This window comes from Pseudomonas sp. Ors-4-3C (genome assembly GCF_055755035.1).
On sequence record NZ_CM146900.1, the window covers coordinates 1699910 to 1720836 of the forward strand.

General features: G+C 59.5%; 22 protein-coding genes. 7 read left to right on the top strand and 15 right to left on the bottom strand.

All coding sequences use genetic code 11. The features are described 5' to 3' along the window. Positions 1-9: 9 nt before the first annotated feature. From tcuC to ACVHNU_RS07725, 4 genes are all read right to left on the bottom strand, one after another. Positions 10-1302 (bottom strand): tricarballylate/proton symporter TcuC, encoded by a 1293-nt coding sequence (gene tcuC, locus ACVHNU_RS07710; protein ID WP_473019359.1) that lies wholly within the window; start codon positions 1300-1302, stop codon positions 10-12. 356 nt (positions 1303-1658) lie between these two features. Then, positions 1659-3599 (bottom strand): M48 family metallopeptidase, encoded by a 1941-nt coding sequence (locus tag ACVHNU_RS07715; protein WP_473019360.1) that lies wholly within the window; start codon positions 3597-3599, stop codon positions 1659-1661. Between the two features lie 58 nt (positions 3600-3657). Continuing rightward, positions 3658-4671, bottom strand: a complete 1014-nt coding sequence (locus ACVHNU_RS07720) for a M48 family metallopeptidase (protein ID WP_473019361.1) — start codon at positions 4669-4671, stop codon at positions 3658-3660. Between the two features lie 24 nt (positions 4672-4695). Beyond that, on the bottom strand, positions 4696-5292 hold the full coding sequence (locus tag ACVHNU_RS07725) for a LemA family protein (RefSeq protein ID WP_473019362.1): 597 nt from the start codon (positions 5290-5292) through the stop codon (positions 4696-4698). Positions 5293-5502: 210 nt separating this feature from the next. Here ACVHNU_RS07725 and ACVHNU_RS07730 point away from each other — a divergent pair, with 210 nt between their 5' ends. Further along, entirely contained in the window at positions 5503-5811 is a 309-nt protein-coding gene (locus ACVHNU_RS07730) for an RcnB family protein (RefSeq protein WP_003223974.1), read from the top strand. Positions 5812-5820: 9 nt separating this feature from the next. On the opposite strand, the gene ACVHNU_RS07735 is transcribed toward ACVHNU_RS07730, so the two are convergent. Continuing rightward, positions 5821-6900 (bottom strand): diguanylate cyclase domain-containing protein, encoded by a 1080-nt coding sequence (locus ACVHNU_RS07735; RefSeq protein WP_473019363.1) that lies wholly within the window; start codon positions 6898-6900, stop codon positions 5821-5823. Positions 6901-7063: 163 nt separating this feature from the next. Here ACVHNU_RS07735 and ACVHNU_RS07740 point away from each other — a divergent pair, with 163 nt between their 5' ends. Then, the gene (locus ACVHNU_RS07740) at positions 7064-7402 is read left to right on the top strand and encodes an FKBP-type peptidyl-prolyl cis-trans isomerase (RefSeq protein WP_003223982.1); all 339 of its coding nucleotides are present in this window, start codon (positions 7064-7066) and stop codon (positions 7400-7402) included. A gap of 82 nt (positions 7403-7484) precedes the next feature. Here ACVHNU_RS07740 and ACVHNU_RS07745 read toward each other — a convergent pair whose 3' ends face one another. The 5 genes from ACVHNU_RS07745 to ACVHNU_RS07765 all read right to left on the bottom strand — a co-directional run bounded on the left by ACVHNU_RS07745 (position 7485) and on the right by ACVHNU_RS07765 (position 9727). Next, the gene (locus tag ACVHNU_RS07745) at positions 7485-7820 is read right to left on the bottom strand and encodes a hypothetical protein (protein WP_473019364.1); all 336 of its coding nucleotides are present in this window, start codon (positions 7818-7820) and stop codon (positions 7485-7487) included. Between the two features lie 8 nt (positions 7821-7828). Beyond that, positions 7829-7972, bottom strand: a complete 144-nt coding sequence (locus tag ACVHNU_RS07750; protein WP_473019365.1) for a pyocin S6 family toxin immunity protein — start codon at positions 7970-7972, stop codon at positions 7829-7831. Positions 7973-8218: 246 nt separating this feature from the next. Further along, a complete protein-coding gene (locus ACVHNU_RS07755) occupies positions 8219-8668 on the bottom strand; it encodes a GNAT family N-acetyltransferase (RefSeq protein ID WP_003223986.1) in 450 nt (149 codons plus the stop codon). Between the two features lie 254 nt (positions 8669-8922). Continuing rightward, positions 8923-9192 carry a hypothetical protein gene (locus ACVHNU_RS07760; protein ID WP_473019366.1) on the bottom strand — a complete coding sequence of 90 codons (270 nt, stop codon included), beginning with the start codon at positions 9190-9192 and terminating at the stop codon, positions 8923-8925. Positions 9193-9349: 157 nt separating this feature from the next. Further along, entirely contained in the window at positions 9350-9727 is a 378-nt protein-coding gene (locus ACVHNU_RS07765; RefSeq protein WP_400506970.1) for a DUF6124 family protein, read from the bottom strand. 696 nt (positions 9728-10423) lie between these two features. Between ACVHNU_RS07765 and ACVHNU_RS07770 the strand changes: the two genes are divergently transcribed. After that, positions 10424-10699 carry a metal/formaldehyde-sensitive transcriptional repressor gene (locus tag ACVHNU_RS07770; RefSeq protein WP_003223990.1) on the top strand — a complete coding sequence of 92 codons (276 nt, stop codon included), beginning with the start codon at positions 10424-10426 and terminating at the stop codon, positions 10697-10699. A 12-nt stretch (positions 10700-10711) separates the two neighbouring features. Continuing rightward, on the top strand, positions 10712-11647 hold the full coding sequence (gene dmeF / locus ACVHNU_RS07775) for a CDF family Co(II)/Ni(II) efflux transporter DmeF (protein WP_473019367.1): 936 nt from the start codon (positions 10712-10714) through the stop codon (positions 11645-11647). Here the strand turns inward: dmeF and ACVHNU_RS07780 are convergent. After that, positions 11644-12747, bottom strand: coding sequence for a cytochrome P450 (locus ACVHNU_RS07780; RefSeq protein WP_473019368.1), 1104 nt, complete (start codon positions 12745-12747; stop codon positions 11644-11646). The genes dmeF and ACVHNU_RS07780 overlap by 4 nt on opposite strands. Before the next feature lie 78 nt (positions 12748-12825). On the opposite strand from ACVHNU_RS07780, the gene ACVHNU_RS07785 reads away from it, so the two are divergent. The 3 genes from ACVHNU_RS07785 (at position 12826) to ACVHNU_RS07795 (ending at position 15696) form a co-directional block, all read left to right on the top strand. Beyond that, the gene (locus ACVHNU_RS07785; protein WP_473019369.1) at positions 12826-13584 is read left to right on the top strand and encodes an ArsR/SmtB family transcription factor; all 759 of its coding nucleotides are present in this window, start codon (positions 12826-12828) and stop codon (positions 13582-13584) included. Between the two features lie 73 nt (positions 13585-13657). Continuing rightward, on the top strand, positions 13658-14878 hold the full coding sequence (locus ACVHNU_RS07790; protein WP_338801506.1) for a putative DNA modification/repair radical SAM protein: 1221 nt from the start codon (positions 13658-13660) through the stop codon (positions 14876-14878). Next, positions 14875-15696: a TIGR03915 family putative DNA repair protein gene (locus ACVHNU_RS07795; RefSeq protein ID WP_003223995.1), complete on the top strand. Its 822-nt coding sequence runs from the start codon at positions 14875-14877 to the stop codon at positions 15694-15696. The genes ACVHNU_RS07790 and ACVHNU_RS07795 overlap by 4 nt, the downstream gene beginning before the upstream one ends. Positions 15697-15870: 174 nt before the next feature. Here ACVHNU_RS07795 and ACVHNU_RS07800 read toward each other — a convergent pair whose 3' ends face one another. From ACVHNU_RS07800 to ACVHNU_RS07815, 4 genes are all read right to left on the bottom strand, one after another. Continuing rightward, positions 15871-16890 carry a branched-chain amino acid aminotransferase gene (locus ACVHNU_RS07800; protein ID WP_003223996.1) on the bottom strand — a complete coding sequence of 340 codons (1020 nt, stop codon included), beginning with the start codon at positions 16888-16890 and terminating at the stop codon, positions 15871-15873. Between the two features lie 319 nt (positions 16891-17209). Then, positions 17210-18583 (bottom strand): dihydrolipoyl dehydrogenase, encoded by a 1374-nt coding sequence (lpdA, locus tag ACVHNU_RS07805; protein ID WP_473019370.1) that lies wholly within the window; start codon positions 18581-18583, stop codon positions 17210-17212. A 4-nt stretch (positions 18584-18587) separates the two neighbouring features. After that, positions 18588-19868, bottom strand: a complete 1281-nt coding sequence (locus tag ACVHNU_RS07810; protein WP_226501667.1) for a dihydrolipoamide acetyltransferase family protein — start codon at positions 19866-19868, stop codon at positions 18588-18590. Beyond that, entirely contained in the window at positions 19869-20927 is a 1059-nt protein-coding gene (locus tag ACVHNU_RS07815) for an alpha-ketoacid dehydrogenase subunit beta (protein ID WP_003224000.1), read from the bottom strand.

The following is a 20927-nucleotide window of genomic DNA, read 5'->3' on the forward strand; positions in this document are numbered from 1 at the left end:
GATTGCTCCTTAGGCGGCAACCGGTTGCAAACGGCCGCCTGCGCGGCGATAGAGGTACAACGTGGCGCACAACGCACACAGTGCGCCGACGCTCATCCAGTAACCCGGCGCTGCCTTGTCGCCGGTGTACTGGATCAGGAAGGTCGACATCGCCGGAGTGAAACCACCGAAAATTGCGGTCGCCAGGCTGTAAGCCAAGGAAAAACCGGCCACCCGCACCTCCACCGGCATGATCTCGGTCAGCGCCGGAATCATCGCGCCGTTGTACATGCCGTAGATGAACGACAGCCACAACAGCGACAGCAGCATGTGGCTGAAACTCGGTGCCTGCACCAGGTACGACAGCGCCGGATAAGTCGTGGCCAGGGCCAGCAGCGACATGGCGATCAACACCGGACGCCGGCCGATACGGTCGGACAACATGCCGCCAATCGGCAGCCAGAAGAAGTTCGAAACCCCCACCAGCAAAGTCACCAGCAGCGCATCGGAAGTGCTCAGGTGCAGCACGGTTTTACCGAACGTCGGCGCGTACACGGTGATCAGGTAGAACGCGGTGGTGGTCAGCGCGACCATCAGCATGCCGCCGAGCACCACCACCCAGTTCTGGCCGAGGGTGCGGAACACTTCTTTCATGCTCGGACGGTGTTTGCGCGCGGCGAACTCTTCGGTTTCCGCCAGGTTGCGGCGCAGCAGGAAGATGAACGGCACGATCATGCAGCCGACGAAAAACGGAATCCGCCAGCCCCAATCGGCAATCATATCCGGTGCCATCCACGCGTTCAGGGCGAAGCCCAAGGCTGCCGCGACGATGATCGCCACTTGCTGACTGGCCGACTGCCAAGCCGTGAAAAAGCCCTTGCGGCCAGGGGTGGCGATTTCCGACAAGTACACCGAAACACCGCCCAATTCCGCACCGGCGGAGAAGCCTTGCAACAGCCGCCCGATCAACACCAGCGCGGGCGCGAACAGACCAATGGTTTCGTATCCGGGCACCAGCACGATCAGGATCGTACCGCTGGCCATGATCGACAGGGTGACGATCAGACCTTTGCGGCGACCGACATCATCGATGTACGCGCCGAGCACAATCGCCCCCAGCGGACGCATCAGAAAGCCTGCGCCGAATACGGCAAAGGTCATCATCAGGGAAGCGAACTCACTGCTCGCCGGGAAGAACACCGCCGCAATCTGCGTGGCGTAGAAGCCGAACAGAAAGAAGTCGAACTGTTCGAGGAAGTTGCCCGAGGTCACCCGGAAAATGGCGCCGGCCCGCGAGCCGCCGTGTGGGATTGAGGCTGTCATAGAAAAGAACTCCACCGCTTTTATGACGTGCGCGACGTGGAAGCGGCGCACGGTTGTTATTGCGGCGGATGGTCGCGCAGGTGTTACAGGATGTTAATTGCATTGTTGGCATGGATTGATGTGCAGAGCGGATCAATCCTTTGGAACACAGCCTAATCTGTAGGAGTGAGCCTGCTCGCGATGGCTCTGGCTCAGGCGATGAAACAGTGAATGTGCCGACCTCTTCGCGAGCAAGCCCGCTCCCACAAGTTTCCAGGTTGACTGCAAACCTTGTAACCACCAACTGCCCCTGTGGGAGCGAGCTTGCTCGCGAAAGCGTTGTGTCAGATAAAGAGAATGCTGGAAGTGCCGGCCGTTTAGCTTGCACTCGCATTCCTGCTCGTTCCCGTGTCGGGCTCTGTGATCAGAAAGGGTGGCAGCGGGCAGTCGAGCAGATCCGCCACCGCACGAAACAACTCGGCTTCCGCCACAGTGATCACCCCGTCATGCATCACACAGCGGGTCATGGCATTGAGCAGGGCAGGCCGTTCTTCTGGCATTAAGTGGCGCAGGCGTTTGATTGCGGCTTCGAGCCCTTGCAGATCCTCAAGTTCGACCGGTAATTCCGACGGTCGCTCGAACGGCAATCCCTCCCAGGCAAAGTACAGCGCCTGCAACGCCACTTGCTGATTCTGCTGACCGGCGCGCGCCATCGCATTCAGCAGCACCAGCAGTTGTTCGGCGCACTGGAACAAACCGAACTTGAACTGAACCGCTGGCGCGCCCTCGACATTGCGTTCGACGATGTGCAGCAGTGTCCACTCCAGCAGCTCGGTTTCGTTATCGGCGTCAATCAGCAGGTTCATGTTCTGCTTCATCGTCGCGAAAGGTTTCTTGCCAAGGCGCTTCAGGCTGGGAATCAGCAGATCCAGCAACGGCAGGCGCAGGCCAGGATTGAGTAGTGACAGCTGCTCGCGCATGGCATTGAGGGTGTTGAACAGCGTGCGGTCGAGGCTCGACTCCAGCAGAGATAATTGCAGCGCCCGCAGCGAGTCGGAGCGCGATAACAATAGGCCGTAGACCAGCGCTTGAGCGCTATCGGTACTGCGTGCCGCAAGTTTGAGCTTTTGTGGAATATGCTCCAGCACCCGGCGCGCTTCGATCAGATGTTCGGCGCGTGGCGCACCGATAGCGGCCACGGATGCCTGCACGGCGTTCATGTCGTACACCACAGACATCGCTGTGTCCGGCACGCCGCTGAAGGCATCCGGTACCGGCAGCACGGCTCTGGCCACCATTGAGTCCTGCGGCGGCGCGGCAATTTTCACGAACGTGCCATCCCAACTGGCATCGATGCGACGAATACGCTCGCTCAGATCCGGATGACTGGACATCAAGTCAAAGCTTGAAGTGCCCGAACCGAAATAGAGATGGCTGAACTCGGCGGCGCGCGCCGCGTTGATCTTCGCGCCCAACGCGTAGCCGCCGATCTTCTTCAGTGCGCCGGCAATGCTTTGTGGATCGCGGGTGTACTGCACCGCCGTTGCATCGGCGAGGAATTCGCGCTGCCGGCTGACTGCCGCCTTAATGAGATTGCCGAATACGGTTCCGCCATACCCGACGATGCACAGCACGGTGCCAAACATCACGGTGAGGATGGCCGGTTGAGTGCGATTGACTGGGGAGCGACGCACGTCATCCATGCCGCGCAAAATGAAGCTGCCAGTCAGGCCGATCACCAGGATGCCGTGGACAACTGCTACCAGGCGCGTGTTCAAACGCATGTCCCCGTTGTAGATGTGACTGAACTCGTGGGCGATCACACCTTGCAGCTCATCGCGCGACAGTAGGTTGATCGCGCCCTGCGTCACGCCAATGACCGCGTCTTGCGGAGTGAAACCTGCGGCAAATGCATTGATAGCCAAGTCCGGCAACAGGTATACCGAAGGCACGACGGTGCCGGACGCGAGGGCCATTTCCTCTACCACATTGACCAGGCGCTGCTCTTCCAGAGTTTGCGCGCTGTGATTGATCAGACGTCCACCCAGCCGACGTGCGACCACTTTGCCGCCGGCCGATAATTCGGCGTATTTGACCAGGCCGCCGACCAGCACAATGCTTGTCACCACCACCGAAACGGCGGTGAACATTTCCCAGCTTAACTCAAGGTCCATGACCGTATTGCCGTCGCCGTCGGAAACCGGCAGCGTCATCAGCAAGCACGACATGAGGATCAGACTGAGTACAGCGAGGCCCATCAAAATAACGAGCAGCACCGAGCGGCGCTTGGCCTGGCGCTGTTGCTGGAAGAAATTCATCGTAAAGTCCGGAAGATGTCGGGTGCGCCTGTCGCATCGTGTTCAGGCGTGCTGGCGGTTACTGCGCGGGCGGCTCAGTAAATTGGCCGTCCCACTGCGGATCAATCCGCCGTATGCGTTCACTCAGGTCAGGATGCGTAGCGAACAGGCTCTTGAAGAATGTTTTCGAGCCGGCGCTGAAATACAGATGGCTGAACTCCTTGGCCCGTGGCGAACTCAGGGTAGACCCCTGGCTGCCGATCTTTTTCAGAGCGCCGGCAATGCCTTGCGGGTTGCGGGTGAATTGCACAGCGCTGGCGTCAGCGAGGAATTCGCGTTGTCGACTCACGGCAGCCTTGATCACGTTGGCAAAGAAGCTGCCGATAAAACCGGCCACGCACAACACCACGCCCATGCTCATGCCCACCAAAAGCCAAAAATACTCGTCATCTTTCTTCTTACTTTTCTTCGACTTGGTCAGGCCAAATAGTAAATAAGCACCGGTCAGACCTACCACCAGAATTCCGTGCACAGTTGCCACCAATCGGGTGTTGAGCAACATGTCGCCGTTGTAAATATGGCTGAACTCATGAGCGATCACCCCTTGCAGCTCCTCGCGCGTCAGCAGTGACATAGCGCCTTGGGTGACACCGATCACCGCATCCTTGGGGTTGAAACCCGCCGCGAACGCATTGATGGTTTCGTCGGGTAGCAGATACACCGCTGGCACGGTGACGCCGGAGGCCAGCGCCATTTCCTCGACCACGTTCATCAGTCGGCGCTCATCCGGTGTGCGCATGTTGTCGTTGATCGGACGCCCGCCAAGCTTTTCCGCGATCACCTTGCCGCCGCCCAACAGTTGAAAAAACTTGAACAGACTGCCGAGCAATACGATGCCCGAAACGATCATGGCGACTACACCTGTGGTGTGCAGGGCTTTGGACTTGGCCTCGCTGTCATGCTGGCCATCAAACACGCCAATGATAAACGGCATGCTGGTAAGAGCGATCAGGCAGAGCACTGCGATGATCATCAGCACGATGAGCAAGGCAGTCTGGTGGCGCGCCCGGCGTTGTTGTTCAAAGAAATTCATGAAGCCATCCGTGGACTGAGAGGATCAGAAGGAGATTTTCGGAGCAACCTTGATCGCCAGCGTGTCAGCGAATTTCAGCGGCGCCGCGTCGCTGCCGTGGCCGAAGCTGGGGGCCAGCAGCAGCGCCGGAAAACTCTGCTTGAGCGTGTTGTAGTTCAACACCGCATCGTTGTAGGCCTGACGCGCAAAACTGACTCTGTTTTCAGTGCTGCTCAATTCTTCGCTGAGTTGCTGCATGTTTTGCGAAGACTTGAGTTCGGGATATGCCTCTATCGTCAGAGTCAGTCGCTCCACCGCGTTGCAGAATGTGCTGTCGACCAGGCCTAGCTGTTCGATATTTTTTGCACTGCCCGGTTGCGCCTTTGCGGCTTCAAGCCCGGCCACTGCGGCATTGCGCGCAGCAATCACGGCCTCGAGGGTTTCCCGCTCATGGGCAAGGTAGCCTTTGGCAATGGCCACCAGATTGGGGATCAGGTCGTAGCGGCGCTTTAGCTGGACTTCAACCTGCGCGAAGGCGTTTTTGATTTCATTGCGTCGGGCAACCAGCGAGTTGAACAAGTACATGCAGTAGAAAGCGCAGAGTCCAAGCCAAACCAGATTGACGACAAGATAGGTGTTCACGGTGATGTCCTTATTCACTCGGCGGGATTTTGCGCGGCATGTTAGCGCAAAAGCGCGCTGTTGAGCCCGGATCCTCTGGGAGTGCGCTTGCTCGCGAAGGCGGCTGTCTACTAACTACAATCCCCCAACCAGCCCAGGCAAAAAACAAGGAATGATTCCCTGACTCAGCAGTCGGAGTACAGGCAAAACCCATCTGAAGGAGGTTCACCGATGAACAGCAAAACCCTAATCGCCAGTCTGGCCCTCGTTGCCGGCATTGCCGGGATCAGCCCACTTGTTCAAGCGGCGCAAACCTCAAGCGAACAGGCTGTCCAGTCGCCGACCAGCGACCGCGAGTTGAAGGTCAACGACCGGGCACCAGACATTTATCAGCGCAGCGACAAAGCATTGAAAAACTGGAAGCAGAAAGGCTTGAAAGCCCCGGTCGATCAGGCGCAATGGGTGCAGATCAACGATAAGTACGTGATGGTCATGATCACTAACGGCACCATCGTTGAGATGCAGCCTGTCGAGCGTTAATCACCGGACTCAAAGGCCCTGCGCATGCATCCGTGCAGGGCTCTCGCCCCCCAAACGATACTGATTATTCCCACTGCGCTTGGCCTCATACATCGCCAGATCGGCAATGTGCAGCAGCCGATCCATGGTTGGCGCATGGTCCGGAAACACCGCGACCCCAAGGCTGGTACCGACATGGCGCTGGTCGTTGCCGATGCTGATCGGTGGGGACAGTTCGATGAAAATTTTCTGACAGATGCTGCGGGCTTCGTCCTGCAGGTTGAGGCTCGGGGCCAGACCTTGCAGGATTACCACGAATTCGTCGCCGCCAATCCGCGCGACGGTGTCGGTGGCGCGCAGGATGCGTTTCAGACGAGTCGCAGTGGTGATCAGCACGCGGTCGCCGGCGGCATGACCGTAGTGGTCGTTGATCGCCTTGAAACCGTTGAGATCGATAAACACCAGTGCCACTCGGGTCAGGCTGCGGCGCGCCTGTTCCAGTGCTTCGGATAAACGCTCTTCGAGCACCAGACGATTGGGCAGACCGGTCAACGGATCGAAGTGGGCGAGGTGCTGGAGGTAACTCGCCGAGGCTTTCTCCTCGGTAATGTCGCGCACCACGCCCATCATCTTGATCACCGCGTCGTGGTCGTTGCGCACCACATTACCAGTCTCGCGCAGCCAGCGAATCGTACCGTCGGGCCAGACCACGCGGTATTCCTCATCGTGGTTTTCACCGGTCTCCAGGCAACGCAACTCACCGTCGCGCACTCTGACGCGGTCGTCCGGGTGCACGCAGGAGCAGAACAGCGCATAAGACGGCGTGATCTCGCCGATCTTGAACCCGAACATGCCGTAGATCGCGTCTGACCAGTACAGCCGATCGGTGTCGACTTCCCAATCCCAAGTGCCGATCCGCGCAAAATATTGGCTGCGTTTGAAACGCTCGGCGTCACCGTCCTGGTGGATGTTCTGCCGTTCGGCGGCGCGGGTCAGCAACTCGCGGTATTCGTCCAGTTGCTTACGCAAACCGCGCTCGCGCCAGATCAAGACGACGATCAATCCAATCATGACAACGCCAAGGGCAAGGCTGATCCAGAGGTAAGTCATTCGGGAACTGCCAGCATGAAGAATCGATCCGTGAAGTAATGGCGGTTGGCTATCTTAATGGGTTGTCAGTCACTTCGGATACAGCGCCAATTTTCGTCAATGAGTTGCGAACAGCCGACATTTCTGGGAAAACGGCGGCCAGCTGAACAATAGAGTGAATGTCATGAATGATGAACTGCAGGTAATCGATCTTCAGGTGGGCGAGGGCAAGGCTGCCGTCAAAGGCGCGCTGATCACCACCCACTACACCGGCTGGCTGGAAGACGGCAGCGAGTTCGACTCTTCCCACAGCCGAGGCAAACCTTTCCAGTGCGTGATTGGCACCGGCCGTGTGATCAAGGGCTGGGATCAGGGGCTGATGGGGATGCAAGTGGGCGGCAAGCGCAAACTGCTGGTGCCGGCGCATCTGGGCTATGGCGAGCGGACGATGGGCAAGATTCCGCCACATTCGAATCTGGTGTTCGAGATTGAGTTGTTGGAGGTTTTGACGCGGGAGGATTGAGAGGAACAAGTGTCGAAGCTGTCCGGATGAGGGGCGGGGACCCTCATCCCAATCTCTGTAGTTTGAGTGTTCGTTTGACGGGTCAGGTGAATGTGTCGATATCGTCAAGCGTGTCCTCAATGATGCCCTTCAGAGCAGGGAACTTCCTCTGAACGGTTTCGAGCGCGGGCAGGACGGTTTCAGTATTCATTTCGCCATGGCGGCGAGCGATATGACCGAGAGCGGTGACCGCAGACGCCACAATCGCTTCGGTTTTGTTGGTGAGATATTTCAGGCAGGTGTCTTGAGCCCAGGCTCTGTCGGTTTCATTCAGACCGATAGACACCAGCGCGGAAATGACTTTCTCGTCCAGGTCGCTGGCAAGATGTCTTATGGCTTCATCATGGCTGAGTGATGGGTCTTGATAGATGAGGCTCATTGTCAACGTTACCCCCTTACGCCAATTAACAGGTCAAGTTCCGTCGGTCGCTGTTCGTTCAGTTCTTTGGCAATTTGTTGAATTTGGGATTCTGTAAGCAGCCATTCGCCATCCGGACTTTCGTCAAGGTTCTTCCAGCCTGGGACAGCCAAAACCTTAGGCTCGAATTGAGGTTTGACTGCAGCTCATATTTTAAGGCGTCATCCTCGACGTCACCTTTTAGAAAACCGCTAATCCATAAAAAACATAAATATCCTTCGCCTTGTTTTGGGTCGATCTTTGGGGGCTGCGGGATCGATCTGTTCCCCAGTTACGTGGTTGAACTCGCCAAGGCGTTTGCCTTGCTTGTTGCATAACTCGATCGCCGGATAGAACTGGGTAAATAGTTTGGGCTAATCCTACAGCCGTTTCTCCATAACGATGGTGCGCTCCGCTCCATGAAACTCGTCGCGGATTTTCTGATAACCCAACGCGGTATAAAATCTTTCAGCTGTAATCGACGATGGCACACGTACAGTTCCAATACCTGCGCTGGCAGCAGTTGTATGAATGAAATCCATCAAGTACCGCCCGATACCCCTTTTTTGGTGAGCTGGGTCAACGAAAACACTTCTGACGACATCACCGTCGAGACCAGCAGTACCGATAATGTTTTCGCCCAATAAGGCTACGAAGACCTTACGCTTCGTAAGCTGTGTGGTGATGGCTTCAGGATAAAAGCTCTGCTCAACCTGAGCGATCACATCAGGCGGATAGTCCTGTGAATTTGACTCCCGCAGGGTGGTGATAACTACGCGGCTTATCGCTGCTGCATCTCTGCTCGTGGCGGGGCGAACGTGGCATTCCATGCTGAGACCTCAATCCTAAAGGATTACAGCTTAGCGCTTCGCAATGTGCCTTCCCCGGACGCTTACGCTTAATTAACTTATTCACCCGTTAAGTAAATCGTTGAGACTTGACTGAGTAAGTGTGCGCATCAGTCAGGCGAGCAGACGCTTGAAAAGGCACTTGGCGTCGGGTGAGTAACTCTTCATGGGTTAGCCTGTTTTCTCGGGTTTGACCTTCGGATATTCGATAGCAGAAAGGGCGTCTTCGCGATCACTCAGGCTGCAATTGCCATCGCGTCTAGCATCTCAGCCACTGTCTTTACAAGTGACGGAAATCGGCGTTTCACCCGCTGTAGCGCTGGCAGCACAGCCTCCATTTCAAGCCCATCAAGTTTCCCTAGAGCGTTCACGGCCGAGGCCACAATTGTTTCCTGCTCGCTTTCAAACAACACCAGGCATGCGTTCTGCGCCCAGCGGCGATCCCGTTCGTTGAGGCCCATGGCGACTAATGCGGCGACGACGTGGGCATCTGGTTTATTGGCCATGTGAAATTCTCCTTTGCGTCGTTTTCCTTGTGGCGAGGGAGCTTGCTCCCGCTGGGTTGCGAAGCGACCCCAAGCCCCATCGATCCGGTTCGGATCCGGATTTTCGACTGCTGTGCAGTCGAGCGGGAGCAAGCTCCCTCGCCACAGGGACGCTTTTTCAATTGCTGATCGGGGGCTCGAGGTTGTCGAGGGCGCGGTTCACGGCGAGTTCGCCGAGCATGACTACTTGCTGGATGCCGAGCACGGTGTTGCGGTAGGGCGCGTCGAGCAGGCCGGCGAAGTCGCTGAGCATGATGCTGGCCGAGGCCATGGATTCGCAGGCGTGGGCCAGCAGTTCTTCGTTGTCCATGTTCGGGGCGACGACGAACATGTGGCTGGGTTTGCGCTCGGGCGGGGCTTGCGGTTTCAGGTAGTGATCGAGGGCGCGTTCGGCGGCTTCGTGGAGTTTTCTGGAATTGGTGTCGGAGTAGGGGGATGTTGATTCCGGGTCAGGTATTGCGTTCGCTTCAGGAGGATTTGGTGTGACTTTGAACATTTGCGAGACCTTTATATAGAGGCTGCCCACCATCGCGACTAAACGAAGAGAGAGGCAGCTATGCGCAGGTTAGTCGACCGGTGGTCTCACAATCTCCGGCGCGCCCGAAGGCGCCCTGCGCACAGCCACCATTGAGTTCAGGCGTACGAGCGGCCTGAATGTATGGATGCTTTACGAAATGTGAGACAACCGAGCGACTAAACCCGATCACTGACCATTCAGTGACGCGAATCAAGTTACCGATGCCCCCCAAACCGCACAAGCCGGCGGATTCTGGCGTAGTTGTAGGCAAAGGCGCAAGGCGATGTAGCCTGCTGGATGATGCCTAAATGATGCTGCGTTTTTCAGTCCGCCATCGCCAGCAGGCTGGCTCCCTCAGGGGATTTGTGATGGGCGATGAACCTGAGCACTCCACCGGACAATTGTGGGAGCGGGCTTGCTCGCGAAGAGGCCGGCACATCCGGCATCTTTGTTAGCAGACACACCGCCTTCGCGAGCAAGCCCGCTCCCACCGGGGGATTTGTGTTGGACGCTGAACTCGAGCGCACCACCGGACAATCATGGGAGCAGGCTCGCCGCTATAAAGGGATTGAGGCCGCCTTCAGCTTCCCGTTCATCCTTTGAATGCTCACCGAACTTGCGATTGCCCAAGCCATCGGCGACTATGCTCGCCATATAGGGGTAGGGGGTATAGGTATGTCGCACATTCATGAACATAAAGACGAGCTGCTTAACCGCGTGCGGCGCATTGCCGGCCAGGTACAGGCCGTTGAGAAAGCGCTCGAGGGCGATGCCGATTGCGCCAAGACTTTGCACCTGGTGGCGGCGATTCGCGGGGCGGTCAACGGTTTGATGGAGCAGTTCATCGAGGCCCACACCCGTGAGCACGTGGCGCATCCCGACCTCACTGACGAACAGCGTGCCCAGGGCGCCGAAGATCTGCTGCAAGCCATTCGCCGTTATTCCAAATAGAGCACCAGCATCATGAGCCTGACCCCAAGCGCTGACCGTTTCAGCCACGATCACCAGTTTCTCGGCGCGTCCCACGATGAAAATGCCCGCCGCACCTTGTGGGTGGTGGCGCTGACGTTTGTGATGATGATCGGCGAGATCGCCGCCGGTTACCTCACCGGTTCCATGGCTTTGCTGGCCGACGGTTTTCACATGGCAACGCATGCCGGCGCGTTGGGCATCGCCGCCGCAGCGTATGGTTTCGCCCGGCGCAACGCCAACAACCGTCGCTACAGTTTCGGCACCGGTAAGGTCGGCGATCTGGCCGGTTTTGCCTCGGCGATGGTGCTGGGGCTGGTGTCGCTTGGCATTGCCGGCGAGTCGATTTTTCGATTATTCGAACCGACCACTGTGGCGTTTGGCGAAGCAACCGTGATCGCGATTGTCGGGTTGGGTGTAAACGTCCTCAGCGCCTTCCTGCTGATGGGCCATCATGGCCACGACCATGGCCATCAGCATGATCACGCGCACGGCCACGATCATCATCACCATCACGACAACAACCTGCGCTCGGCCTACGTCCATGTACTGGCCGATGCCCTGACCTCGGTGCTGGCGATTGCCGCGTTGCTGGCCGGGCGCTATCTCGGTTGGGTATGGCTGGATCCGGTGATGGGTATTGTCGGCTCGATTGTCATCGCGAAATGGGCCTGCAACCTGATGCGCGACAGCGCCGCGGTGCTGCTCGACACCACCGACGAGCCGGTGGCGGCGGAGATCCGCGAGCTGCTGGAAACCTCGGACGATGTGCGCATCAGCGATCTGCATGTCTGGCAGGTCGGCCCGCAGGCGCGGGCGGCGATTGTCAGTGTGGTCGCGGCGGCGGGCGTGACGGCGGAGGCTATTCGCGAACGGCTGGCGCCGGTGCATGAGCTGTCGCACCTGACCATCGAGCTGCGCAACGCTTAGGACTGCACCGCGCTGAACAGTGGAATCCGCCCATTGAGGGATGGGCGGTAATGCCACGTCAGTTGTTGCAGATTCACACCCTGATCAAGGATTTCTCTGACAGTCGCAGCGGCAATGCTCAACGCCAGCGTCTGCCCCGGACACTGATGCCGGCCGCTGCCAAAGCTGAAACTGCGCCGGTCAGGACGATCCAGCAGAAACCGCTCGGGCTCTGCATTCAACAAAGGATCGCGGTTGGCCGAGGCCAGCAGCACCAGAATCACCTCACCGGCCTCTAGCCGCACGCCGTCGATCTCGCAAGTCTGCGCGACAAAGCGCCGAGTGTTCTGCACCGGCGGATCGAAGCGCTGGACCTCGGCCAACAGTGCATCCACTGACGCATCGCGCAATTCGGGCTGACGTCGCAGCGCAATCAGCGCATTGCCGATCAGCCCGGCAGTCGCTTCAAACGTCTGCGAACAGAGACCGATCAGGTTGGCGATCAGGGTTTCTTCGTCTCCTGCAAATCGCTGCTCGATAGCCTTGAGCAAAACGCTATCGGCGTCGGCCAGCAACTCGATGAAATAGCCGTGCAATTGCTCCGCCGCCGCATGCGCCGCCGCCAGTTGCAGGTCATTGCTCAGCGGCGACAGGCAGGCGACGAAATCCGCGGTCAGCTCACTGATAGCCCGGCCCTGCGCCGGGGTGAAGCCGAGCAGCGCCGCGACCACGCACACCGGGCCGCGAAACATCACCTTATATAAGCCATCGGCGTCCGCCGTCATCAATCGCGCCGCCACCAGCGTGCGTACCAGGTTGTCATCGATCAACTGCAGCGCCGGTTCCACCGCAGAGCGTGGGCAGCGCTGACGTTCGCCATCGTTCATCCGCATCAACTGCCCGAAGACCTTGCCGGCCATCCCCGAGGCAATCGCCTTGGGCACCGGTTCCTGCAGCGGTCGTACCCGACAGTCGGCATGCGTCAGCACTGCGCTCACCTCGCGGGCGCTGCTGGCGACCCACAGTTTCAATCCATGATCAAAAGTCAGTCCGCCCTCGGCGCGCAGTTTGGCGTAGTAGGGATAGGGATCGGCATGCGTCGCAGCGATGATCGGGTCCATGGTTCACAGCCTTGTCGTCGGGAAAGTGATGCGAGTATCTTCAGTTCGCAGCGACGACGATTCGTCGGGGAGCGAAATATGCACGCAGAACATCAAGACATCGGCGTCTCACAGGTGGCCGCCGCTATTGCCGAACCGGCACGCACCAAAATCCTCTGCTCGCTGATGGACGGCCACGCCCGCACCAGCACGGAATTGGCGGCCGTCGCCGAGGTCAGCGCCTCCACCGCCAGTGCGCACTTGGCCAAGCTCAAGGATCTGGCACTGGTGCGCCTGCATGTGCAGGGCCGCCATCGCTATTACAGCCTCGCCGATCAGCGCGTGGCCCAGGCGCTGGAAGCGTTGATGGTGATCGGCCAGAAGGCCGCGCCGATCTTCAAACCGCACACCCCGGATCGCCTGCAATTCGCTCGTACCTGCTACGACCACATGGCCGGAACGCTGGCGGTGTTGCTGCACGACCGTATGCTTGAGGCGGGGTGGCTGGTGGAAACCGATGAGCGGGCTTATCGCTTGAGCGACAGTGGCGAGGCGTTGTTTGCGGGCTTGGGGATTGAGGTACAGGACTTGAGTACCTTGCGCCGCAAGTTTGCCTGCCCGTGCCTGGACTGGAGCATGCGCCGGCCGCATCTGGGTGGTTCACTGGGGGCGGCGCTGTTGCAAATGGCGTTGAAGCGCAAGTGGGTGACGCAGGATCTGGACAGTCGGACGTTGGCACTGACCGTGGCGGGGCGGAAGGAAATGGGTATGCGATTTGGTCTTGAGTTGCCATTAGACGCGCAGAGCAAAAGATCGCAGCCTGCGGCAGTTCCTACAGGTAACCGTGCACCTTTGTAGGATCCTGTATTTGCACCTTGTGCCAATCCAATAGACTCGATACTGTACGCATAACCAGTATCGAGTCTTCGCCATGCAACTCATCGACAAGCTCAGCATTCTCGCCGACGCCGCCAAGTACGACGCCTCCTGCGCCAGCAGCGGTGCGCCCAAGCGCAGCTCCGAGGGCAAGAGCGGGTTGGGCTCGACCGACGGCATGGGCATCTGCCACAGCTATACGCCGGACGGCCGTTGCGTATCGTTGCTGAAAATCCTCCTGACCAACTTCTGCCTCTACGACTGCCAGTATTGCGTCAACCGCCGCTCCAGCGATGTGCCGCGTGCACGTTTCACCCCCGAGGAAGTGGTGACGTTGACCCTGGATTTCTACCGACGGAACTGCGTCAGCGGACTGTTTCTCAGCTCCGGGATCATCCGCTCGGCGGACTACACCATGGAGCAATTGGTGCGTGTGGCGAAGCTGCTGCGCGAAGAGCATGAGTTTCGCGGCTACATTCACCTCAAGACCATTCCCGAGGCCGATCCGGCATTGATCGAGGAGGCCGGACGGTACGCCGATCGTCTCAGCGTCAATATCGAACTGCCCACCGATGCCAGCCTGCAAACCCTGGCCCCGGAGAAACACATCGGCTCGATCAAACAGGCGATGCACACCATCTACACCGGCGAGCAGACCGTGCTCAACGAGCCGCGCTCGGCGAAATTCGCTCCGGCCGGGCAGAGCACGCAGATGATCGTCGGCGCCGATGACACCGACGACAGCACGATCCTGCATGGCGCTCAGGCCTTGTACGGCAATTTCCGCCTGCGCCGGGTCTACTATTCGGCATTCAGCCCGATTCCCGACAGCCCGAAAAGCGTGCCATTGGCCGCGCCACCGCTGATGCGCGAGCACCGTTTGTATCAGGCCGACTTCCTCTTGCGCAGTTACGGCTACAGCGCCGATGAGCTGCTCAAAGGCCCGGGTAATCTGGCGCTGGATATCGATCCGAAGCTGGCCTGGGCACTGCAGAATCGCGAAGTGTTTCCGCTGGATCTGAATCGCGCCGAACCGGCGCTGATCGCGCGCATTCCCGGCATCGGCCTGCGCACAACCGAACGTTTGGTGCAATTGCGCCAGCAACGGCGCATCCGCTATGAAGACGTGGCGCGCATGCGCTGTGTGCTGGCCAAAGCCAAGCCGTTCATCATCACCAGCGATTACCACCCGCAACAGGCCGAAGTCACCAGCCAGATGCTCTACCAGCAATTGCGCGACCGGCCGCAGCCACAGCAGATGGGGTTGTGGGGATGATCAATCTCGATTGCGACGACCTGTTCGACACCTGGCGCCAGCAGGCGCGCTGGCTGCTCAGCCATGAAGTCGACCCGAGTCTGGTGAGTTGGGCGTCGGAAGGGGTGAGCGATCTGTTTGCCAGTGACGTGCATGTGCCGGAGGGGCAGGGGCCGTTTCAGGCACGCATCCCCCGTGCATTGCTCGACACCCTGGAACAAGCTGCACGCTACCGGGGCGACCAGCGCTGGAGTCTGTTGTATGAAGTGCTGTGGCGAGTCAGCCATGGTGATCGCACGGCGATGATGGCTGGCGACAAACTCGGCAGCGAGCTGCAGCGGCGGATCAAGCAAGTGCAGCGCGAAGCCCACCATTTGCATGCGTTCGTGCGTTTCATCGAACGCCCGCAGGATCAGCCAGGCCCGCAATATGTGGCGTGGCACGAACCAGCCCACGACATCCTGCACAGTGCCAGCGAGCATTTCATCGGACGCATGGGCCGCCACCGCTGGTTGATCGCCACGCCGCGTGACGGGGTTTATTACGATGGCGAGCGACTGATCCATCAGCGCCAGTGCCCGGTAGAATGGCAGCAACTGGCACAGAACATTGATGACCCGCACGGCGAGTTGTGGCTGACGTACTACAGCCACATCTTCAACCCGGCGCGGTTGAATGAGAAAGTGATGCAAGGGCACTTGCCGGTACGGTTCTGGAAGAATCTGCCGGAAGGGGAGTTGATTCCCGGATTGATTACCCAAGCGCGCACAGGCAAGCAACAGAATGGTCAGGCCAGCGGGATAGCCGCGCGGGGCGGCAAGCGAATTGCGTTGAAATAGAAAATCAAAAGATCGTCCGAACGCGGCCCGAGCCTTCGGCAGCTCCTACATGGGTATCGCATTCCATCTGTAGGAGCTGCCGAAGGCTGCGATCTTTTGATCTTTATCATCACTACGAAAAAGCCCCCCATCAATCACTTGATGGGGGGCTTTTGTGCATCAGCAGCCGTCAGATCAAACCTTGACGATCCAGCCCGCTGGCGCTTCGATGTCGCCGGTCTGTACGCCAGTGAGCTCTTTGTAGAGCTTCTGGGTGACCGGGCCGACTTCGGTTTCGCTGTGGAACACGTGCAGGTGGTCGTTGTAGCTGATCCCGCCGATCGGCGTGATCACCGCAGCGGTACCGCAAGCACCGGCTTCCTTGAAGTCCGACAGTTTGTCGATCAGCACGTCGCCTTCAACCACTTCCAGGCCCAGACGGGTTTTCGCCAGTTCGATCAGCGACAGGCGGGTGATGCCCGGCAGCACGGATGGCGAGTTCGGAGTGATGAACTTGTTGTCGTGGGTGATCCCGAAGAAGTTGGCGGAACCGACTTCCTCGATCTTCTTGTGGGTCAGCGGATCCAGGTAGATGGCGTCAGCGAAGTGCGCTTTCTTGGCCTGAGAGCCCGGCATCAGGCTGGCGGCGTAGTTGCCACCGACCTTGGCCGCACCGGTGCCTTGTGGGGCGGCGCGGTCGAAGCTGGAAATCTGGAAGTTGTGCGGCGTCAGGCCGCCCTTGAAGTAGGCACCCACCGGAATCGCGAACACTGAGAAGATGAACTCCGGCGCGGTACGCACACCGATGTTGTCACCCACACCGATCACGAACGGACGCAGGTACAGCGCGCCGCCGGTACCGTATGGCGGGATGAAGCGCTCGTTGGCGCGAACCACTTCCTTGCACGCTTCGATGAACTGCTCGGTCGACACGTGCGGCATCAGCAGGCGAGCGCAGCTGCGTTGCATGCGCGCGGCGTTCTGGTCAGGACGGAACAGGTTGATCGAGCCGTCCTTGCAACGATAAGCCTTCAGACCTTCGAAGCACTGCTGGCCATAGTGAAGGGCAGTCGAGCCTTCGCTGATGTGCAGCACGTTGTCTTCGGTCAGGGTGCCTTTGTCCCACTCGCCATTGCGAAAGTACGACAGATAGCGTTTGTCGGTCTTGATGTAGTCAAAACCCAGCTTGTCCCAATTGATGCTTTCGTTACCCATGACACCCTCTATCACTGAACAACCGTCGAAACGGTTCAAGGCTTCTGACGTTTTTTTGGATGGGCACAACAATACTTCATTCTTGAGCGGTTTCGCAGCCCGGACGATGGAGGGATGGCAAAAATAGTAGCTTGCTTACTAAACCCCCTTCATTCCTGCATGTTTCACCTCTTTTGTGGCGAGGGAGCTTGCTCCCGCTCCAGTGCGCAGCACTGGTAAAACCGGACACCGCGGTGCTTCAGGTGCACAGGGGTGACTGGGTTTGGGGCCGCTTCGCAGCCCAGCGGGAGCAAGCTCCCTCGCCACAGGGGTTCAGCGTTTACAGGTGCAACGCATGCCCCAAAGCACGCAGCGCTGCTTCCTGCACCGCTTCACCCAAGGTTGGATGCGCATGAATGGTGCCGCCGATGTCTTCCAGCCGCGCGCCCATTTCCAGGCTTTGCGCGAACGCGGTCGACAACTCCGATACGCCAACCCCGACCGCCTGCCAGCCGACAATCACATGATTGTCGCGACGCGCGACCACGCGCACGAAGCCGCTTTTCGATTCGAGGGTCATCGCCCGGCCATTGGCAGCGAACGGGAAGCTGGAAACGATGCAGTCCAGCCCCGCAGCCTTGGCCTCGTCCGGGGTCTGGCCGACCACCACCAGTTCCGGGTCGGTGAAGCACACGGCGGCGATGGCGGTCGGGTTGAATTCGCGGTGCTTGCCGCTGATCAGCTCGGCGACCATTTCGCCCTGAGCCATGGCGCGGTGCGCGAGCATCGGTTCGCCGCTCAGGTCGCCGATGGCGTAGACGTTGCGCATGCTGGTCTGGCAGCGGCTGTCGATCTTGATCGCCGAGCCATTCATGTCCAGGTTCAGCGCTTCGAGGTTCCAGCCTTGACTGTTCGGCTTGCGACCAACCGCCACCAGCACCTGATCGGTTTCCAGATTGAGGGTGTCGCCGTTCGGCTCACGCACCTGCAAGGTGCCGTCGAAACCCAGCACGCTGTGCTTGAGATAAAGCTTCACGCCCAGTTGCTTCAGTGCTTCGTGGACCGGTTGCGTCAGTTCGGCATCGTAGGCCGGCAGGATACGATCCTGCGCCTCGACCACGCTGACCTCGGCGCCGAGCTTGCGGTAAGCAATGCCCAGCTCCAGACCGATATAACCGCCGCCCACCACCACCAGGCGTTTCGGCACGGACTTCGGCGCCAGTGCTTCGGTGGAGGAGATGATCGGCCCGCCGATCGGCAGGATCGGCAGGTTGACGCTGGTCGAACCGGTGGCCAGCACCAGATGCTCGCACTGGATGCGCGTGTCGCCGACCTCGACGGTTTTGCCATCGACGACCTTGGCCCAGCCATGGATCACCTGAACCTTGTTCTTTTTCAGCAACGCGGCGACGCCGGTGGTCAGGCGATCAACGATGCCGTCCTTCCACTCGACGCTCTTGCTGATGTCGAGGGTTGGTGCCGAGACGCTGATGCCCAGCGCCGAATGCTCGCTGTGATGGCGGGTCTGGTGGAACTGCTCGGCCACGTGAATCAACGCTTTCGATGGAATGCAGCCGATGTTCAGGCAAGTGCCGCCCAGCGATTGGCCTTCGACCAGAATCGTCGAAATGCCCAGTTGTCCGGCGCGTATTGCCGTGACGTAACCGCCGGGGCCGCCGCCGATGATCAGCAGCGTGGTGTTCAAGGTTTGCATGGCATCACTCCACAAACAGGGTCGCGGGTTGTTCGAGCAGACCACGGATGGCCTGGATGAAGAGCGCCGCGTCCATGCCGTCGACCACGCGGTGATCGAAGGAGCTGGAGAGGTTCATCATCTTGCGGATCACCACCTGGCCTTTGACGACCATCGGGCGTTCGACGATTTTGTTCACGCCGACGATGGCCACTTCCGGCAGGTTCAGCACTGGGGTGCTGACGATGCCGCCCAGCGCACCGAGGCTGGTCAGGGTGATGGTCGAGCCGGACAGTTCGTCGCGGCTGGCCTTGCCATTGCGTGCGGCGTTAGCCAGACGCGAGATTTCTGTGGCGCTGTCCCACAGGCTGCGCGCCTCGGCGTGACGCACGACCGGTACCATCAGGCCAACGTCGCTTTGCGTGGCGACGCCGACATGCACTGCGCCGAGGCGGGTGATGAGCTGGGCTTCGTCGTCATAACGCGCGTTCATCTGCGGGAAGTCGCGCAGAGCCACGACCAGTGCGCGGACGAGGAACGGCAGCAGGGTCAACTTGCCACGGCTGGCGCCGTGTTTTTCATTGAGGTGCGCGCGCAGTTCTTCAATCGCGGTGACGTCGATTTCCTCGACGTAGCTGAAATGCGCGGCACGCTGCGTGGCGTCCTGCATGCGCTGGGCGATCTTGCGGCGCATGCCGATTACCGGAATCTGCTCCTCATCGTGACGCTGGGCGTACGCGGCAGTTGCCGGCGCCGAAGCGTTCGTTTGACCCTGGGCCAGATAAGCGTCGAGGTCTTCGTGCAGCACGCGACCGGCCGGGCCGGTGCCGCGTACCAGACGCAATTGAATGCCCAGATCCAGCGCATGTTTGCGCACGGCCGGCGAGGCCAGCGGACGTTCATCGGCTTCACGGGCAACCATCGGGCCCTGGCAAACCGGAGCCGGGCGCGGTGCAGCAGCGGCAGCAGGTTTGCTCTCGACTACCGCTTCAACTTTCGCTGCAACAGGGGGCTCTTTCGCGGCAACAGGTGCTGGCGCGGCGGACTCTTTCAAGTTGCCGGCACCTTCTACTTCGATGCTGATCAGCACACTGCCGACCGCCATCACTTCACCCGGCTGACCGCCGAGCGCAATCACCTTGCCGTGTACCGGCGATGGAATATCGACCATCGCCTTGTCGGTCATCACATCCGCCAGCACCTGATCTTCAACCACCAGGTCGCCGACCTTGACGTGCCACTGCGACAGTTCTACTTCTGCGATGCCTTCGCCGATGTCCGGCATCTTGATAACGTGCGTGCCCATTCAGACCTCCATGACCCGTTTCAACGCCGCGCCCACTCGGGACGGCCCTGGGAAATACGCCCACTCTTGCGCGTGCGGGTAGGGGGTGTCCCAACCGGTGACGCGTTCGATTGGCGCTTCCAGGTGATGGAAGCAATGCTCTTGCACCAGCGACACCAGTTCGGCGCCGAAACCGCAGGTGCGGGTGGCTTCGTGTACCACCACGCAGCGACCGGTTTTCTTCACCGACTTGACGATGGTTTCCAAGTCCAGCGGCCACAGGCTACGCAGGTCGATGACTTCGGCGTCAACGCCACTTTCTTCAGCGGCAACTTGCGAGACGTATACGGTGGTGCCGTAGGTCAGCACGGTCACGTCCTTGCCCGGACGGGTGATTGCGGCAACGTCCAGCGGCACGGTGTAGTAACCGTCCGGCACCTGGGCTTGCGGGTGTTTCGACCACGGGGTTACCGGACGGTCGTGGTGGCCGTCGAACGGGCCGTTGTACAGGCGTTTCGGCTCGAGGAAGATCACCGGGTCATCGTTTTCGATGGAGGCGATCAGCAGGCCTTTGGCATCGTAAGGGTTGGATGGCATGACGGTGCGCAGACCGCAGACCTGAGTGAACATCGCCTCAATGCTCTGGCTGTGGGTCTGGCCACCGTAGATCCCTCCGCCACAGGGCATGCGCAGGGTCATCGGCGCGGTGAACTCGCCGGCCGAGCGATAACGCAGACGCGCCGCTTCGGAAATGATCTGGTCGGAAGCCGGGTAGACGTAGTCGGCGAACTGAATCTCGGCCACCGGACGCAGGCCGTAAGCGCCCATGCCCACGGCCACGCCGACGATGCCGCTTTCGGAGATCGGCGCGTCGAACACCCGCGAGGTGCCGTACTTGGTCTGCAGGCCTTCGGTGCAACGGAACACGCCGCCGAAGTAGCCGACGTCCTGACCGAACACCACCACATTGTCGTCACGCTCAAGCATCACATCCATGGCCGAGCGCAGGGCCTGGATCATGGTCATGGTGGTCGTGGTCATGGCGGTTTCCAACTGAATATTGTTGTTGTGATCGTTCAT

Bases quoted from the DNA above. Each gene is read 5' to 3' on its own strand.
- ACVHNU_RS07730 (WP_003223974.1), top strand. From the start codon at position 5,503: ATGAACAGCAAAACCCTAATCGCCAGTCTGGCCCTCGTTGCCGGCATT.
- ACVHNU_RS07720 (WP_473019361.1), bottom strand. From the start codon at position 4,671: ATGAATTTCTTTGAACAACAACGCCGGGCGCGCCACCAGACTGCCTTG.
- ACVHNU_RS07795 (WP_003223995.1), top strand. From the start codon at position 14,875: ATGATCAATCTCGATTGCGACGACCTGTTCGACACCTGGCGCCAGCAG.
- ACVHNU_RS07740 (WP_003223982.1), top strand. From the start codon at position 7,064: ATGAATGATGAACTGCAGGTAATCGATCTTCAGGTGGGCGAGGGCAAG.
- ACVHNU_RS07735 (WP_473019363.1), bottom strand. From the start codon at position 6,900: ATGACTTACCTCTGGATCAGCCTTGCCCTTGGCGTTGTCATGATTGGA.
- dmeF (WP_473019367.1), top strand. From the start codon at position 10,712: ATGAGCCTGACCCCAAGCGCTGACCGTTTCAGCCACGATCACCAGTTT.
- ACVHNU_RS07755 (WP_003223986.1), bottom strand. From the start codon at position 8,668: ATGGAATGCCACGTTCGCCCCGCCACGAGCAGAGATGCAGCAGCGATA.
- ACVHNU_RS07715 (WP_473019360.1), bottom strand. From the start codon at position 3,599: ATGAATTTCTTCCAGCAACAGCGCCAGGCCAAGCGCCGCTCGGTGCTG.
- ACVHNU_RS07810 (WP_226501667.1), bottom strand. From the start codon at position 19,868: ATGGGCACGCACGTTATCAAGATGCCGGACATCGGCGAAGGCATCGCA.
- tcuC (WP_473019359.1), bottom strand. From the start codon at position 1,302: ATGACAGCCTCAATCCCACACGGCGGCTCGCGGGCCGGCGCCATTTTC.
- lpdA (WP_473019370.1), bottom strand. From the start codon at position 18,583: ATGCAAACCTTGAACACCACGCTGCTGATCATCGGCGGCGGCCCCGGC.
- ACVHNU_RS07765 (WP_400506970.1), bottom strand. From the start codon at position 9,727: ATGTTCAAAGTCACACCAAATCCTCCTGAAGCGAACGCAATACCTGAC.
- ACVHNU_RS07785 (WP_473019369.1), top strand. From the start codon at position 12,826: ATGCACGCAGAACATCAAGACATCGGCGTCTCACAGGTGGCCGCCGCT.
- ACVHNU_RS07815 (WP_003224000.1), bottom strand. From the start codon at position 20,927: ATGAACGATCACAACAACAATATTCAGTTGGAAACCGCCATGACCACG.
- ACVHNU_RS07800 (WP_003223996.1), bottom strand. From the start codon at position 16,890: ATGGGTAACGAAAGCATCAATTGGGACAAGCTGGGTTTTGACTACATC.
- ACVHNU_RS07790 (WP_338801506.1), top strand. From the start codon at position 13,658: ATGCAACTCATCGACAAGCTCAGCATTCTCGCCGACGCCGCCAAGTAC.
- ACVHNU_RS07745 (WP_473019364.1), bottom strand. From the start codon at position 7,820: ATGAGCCTCATCTATCAAGACCCATCACTCAGCCATGATGAAGCCATA.
- ACVHNU_RS07770 (WP_003223990.1), top strand. From the start codon at position 10,424: ATGTCGCACATTCATGAACATAAAGACGAGCTGCTTAACCGCGTGCGG.
- ACVHNU_RS07760 (WP_473019366.1), bottom strand. From the start codon at position 9,192: ATGGCCAATAAACCAGATGCCCACGTCGTCGCCGCATTAGTCGCCATG.
- ACVHNU_RS07780 (WP_473019368.1), bottom strand. From the start codon at position 12,747: ATGGACCCGATCATCGCTGCGACGCATGCCGATCCCTATCCCTACTAC.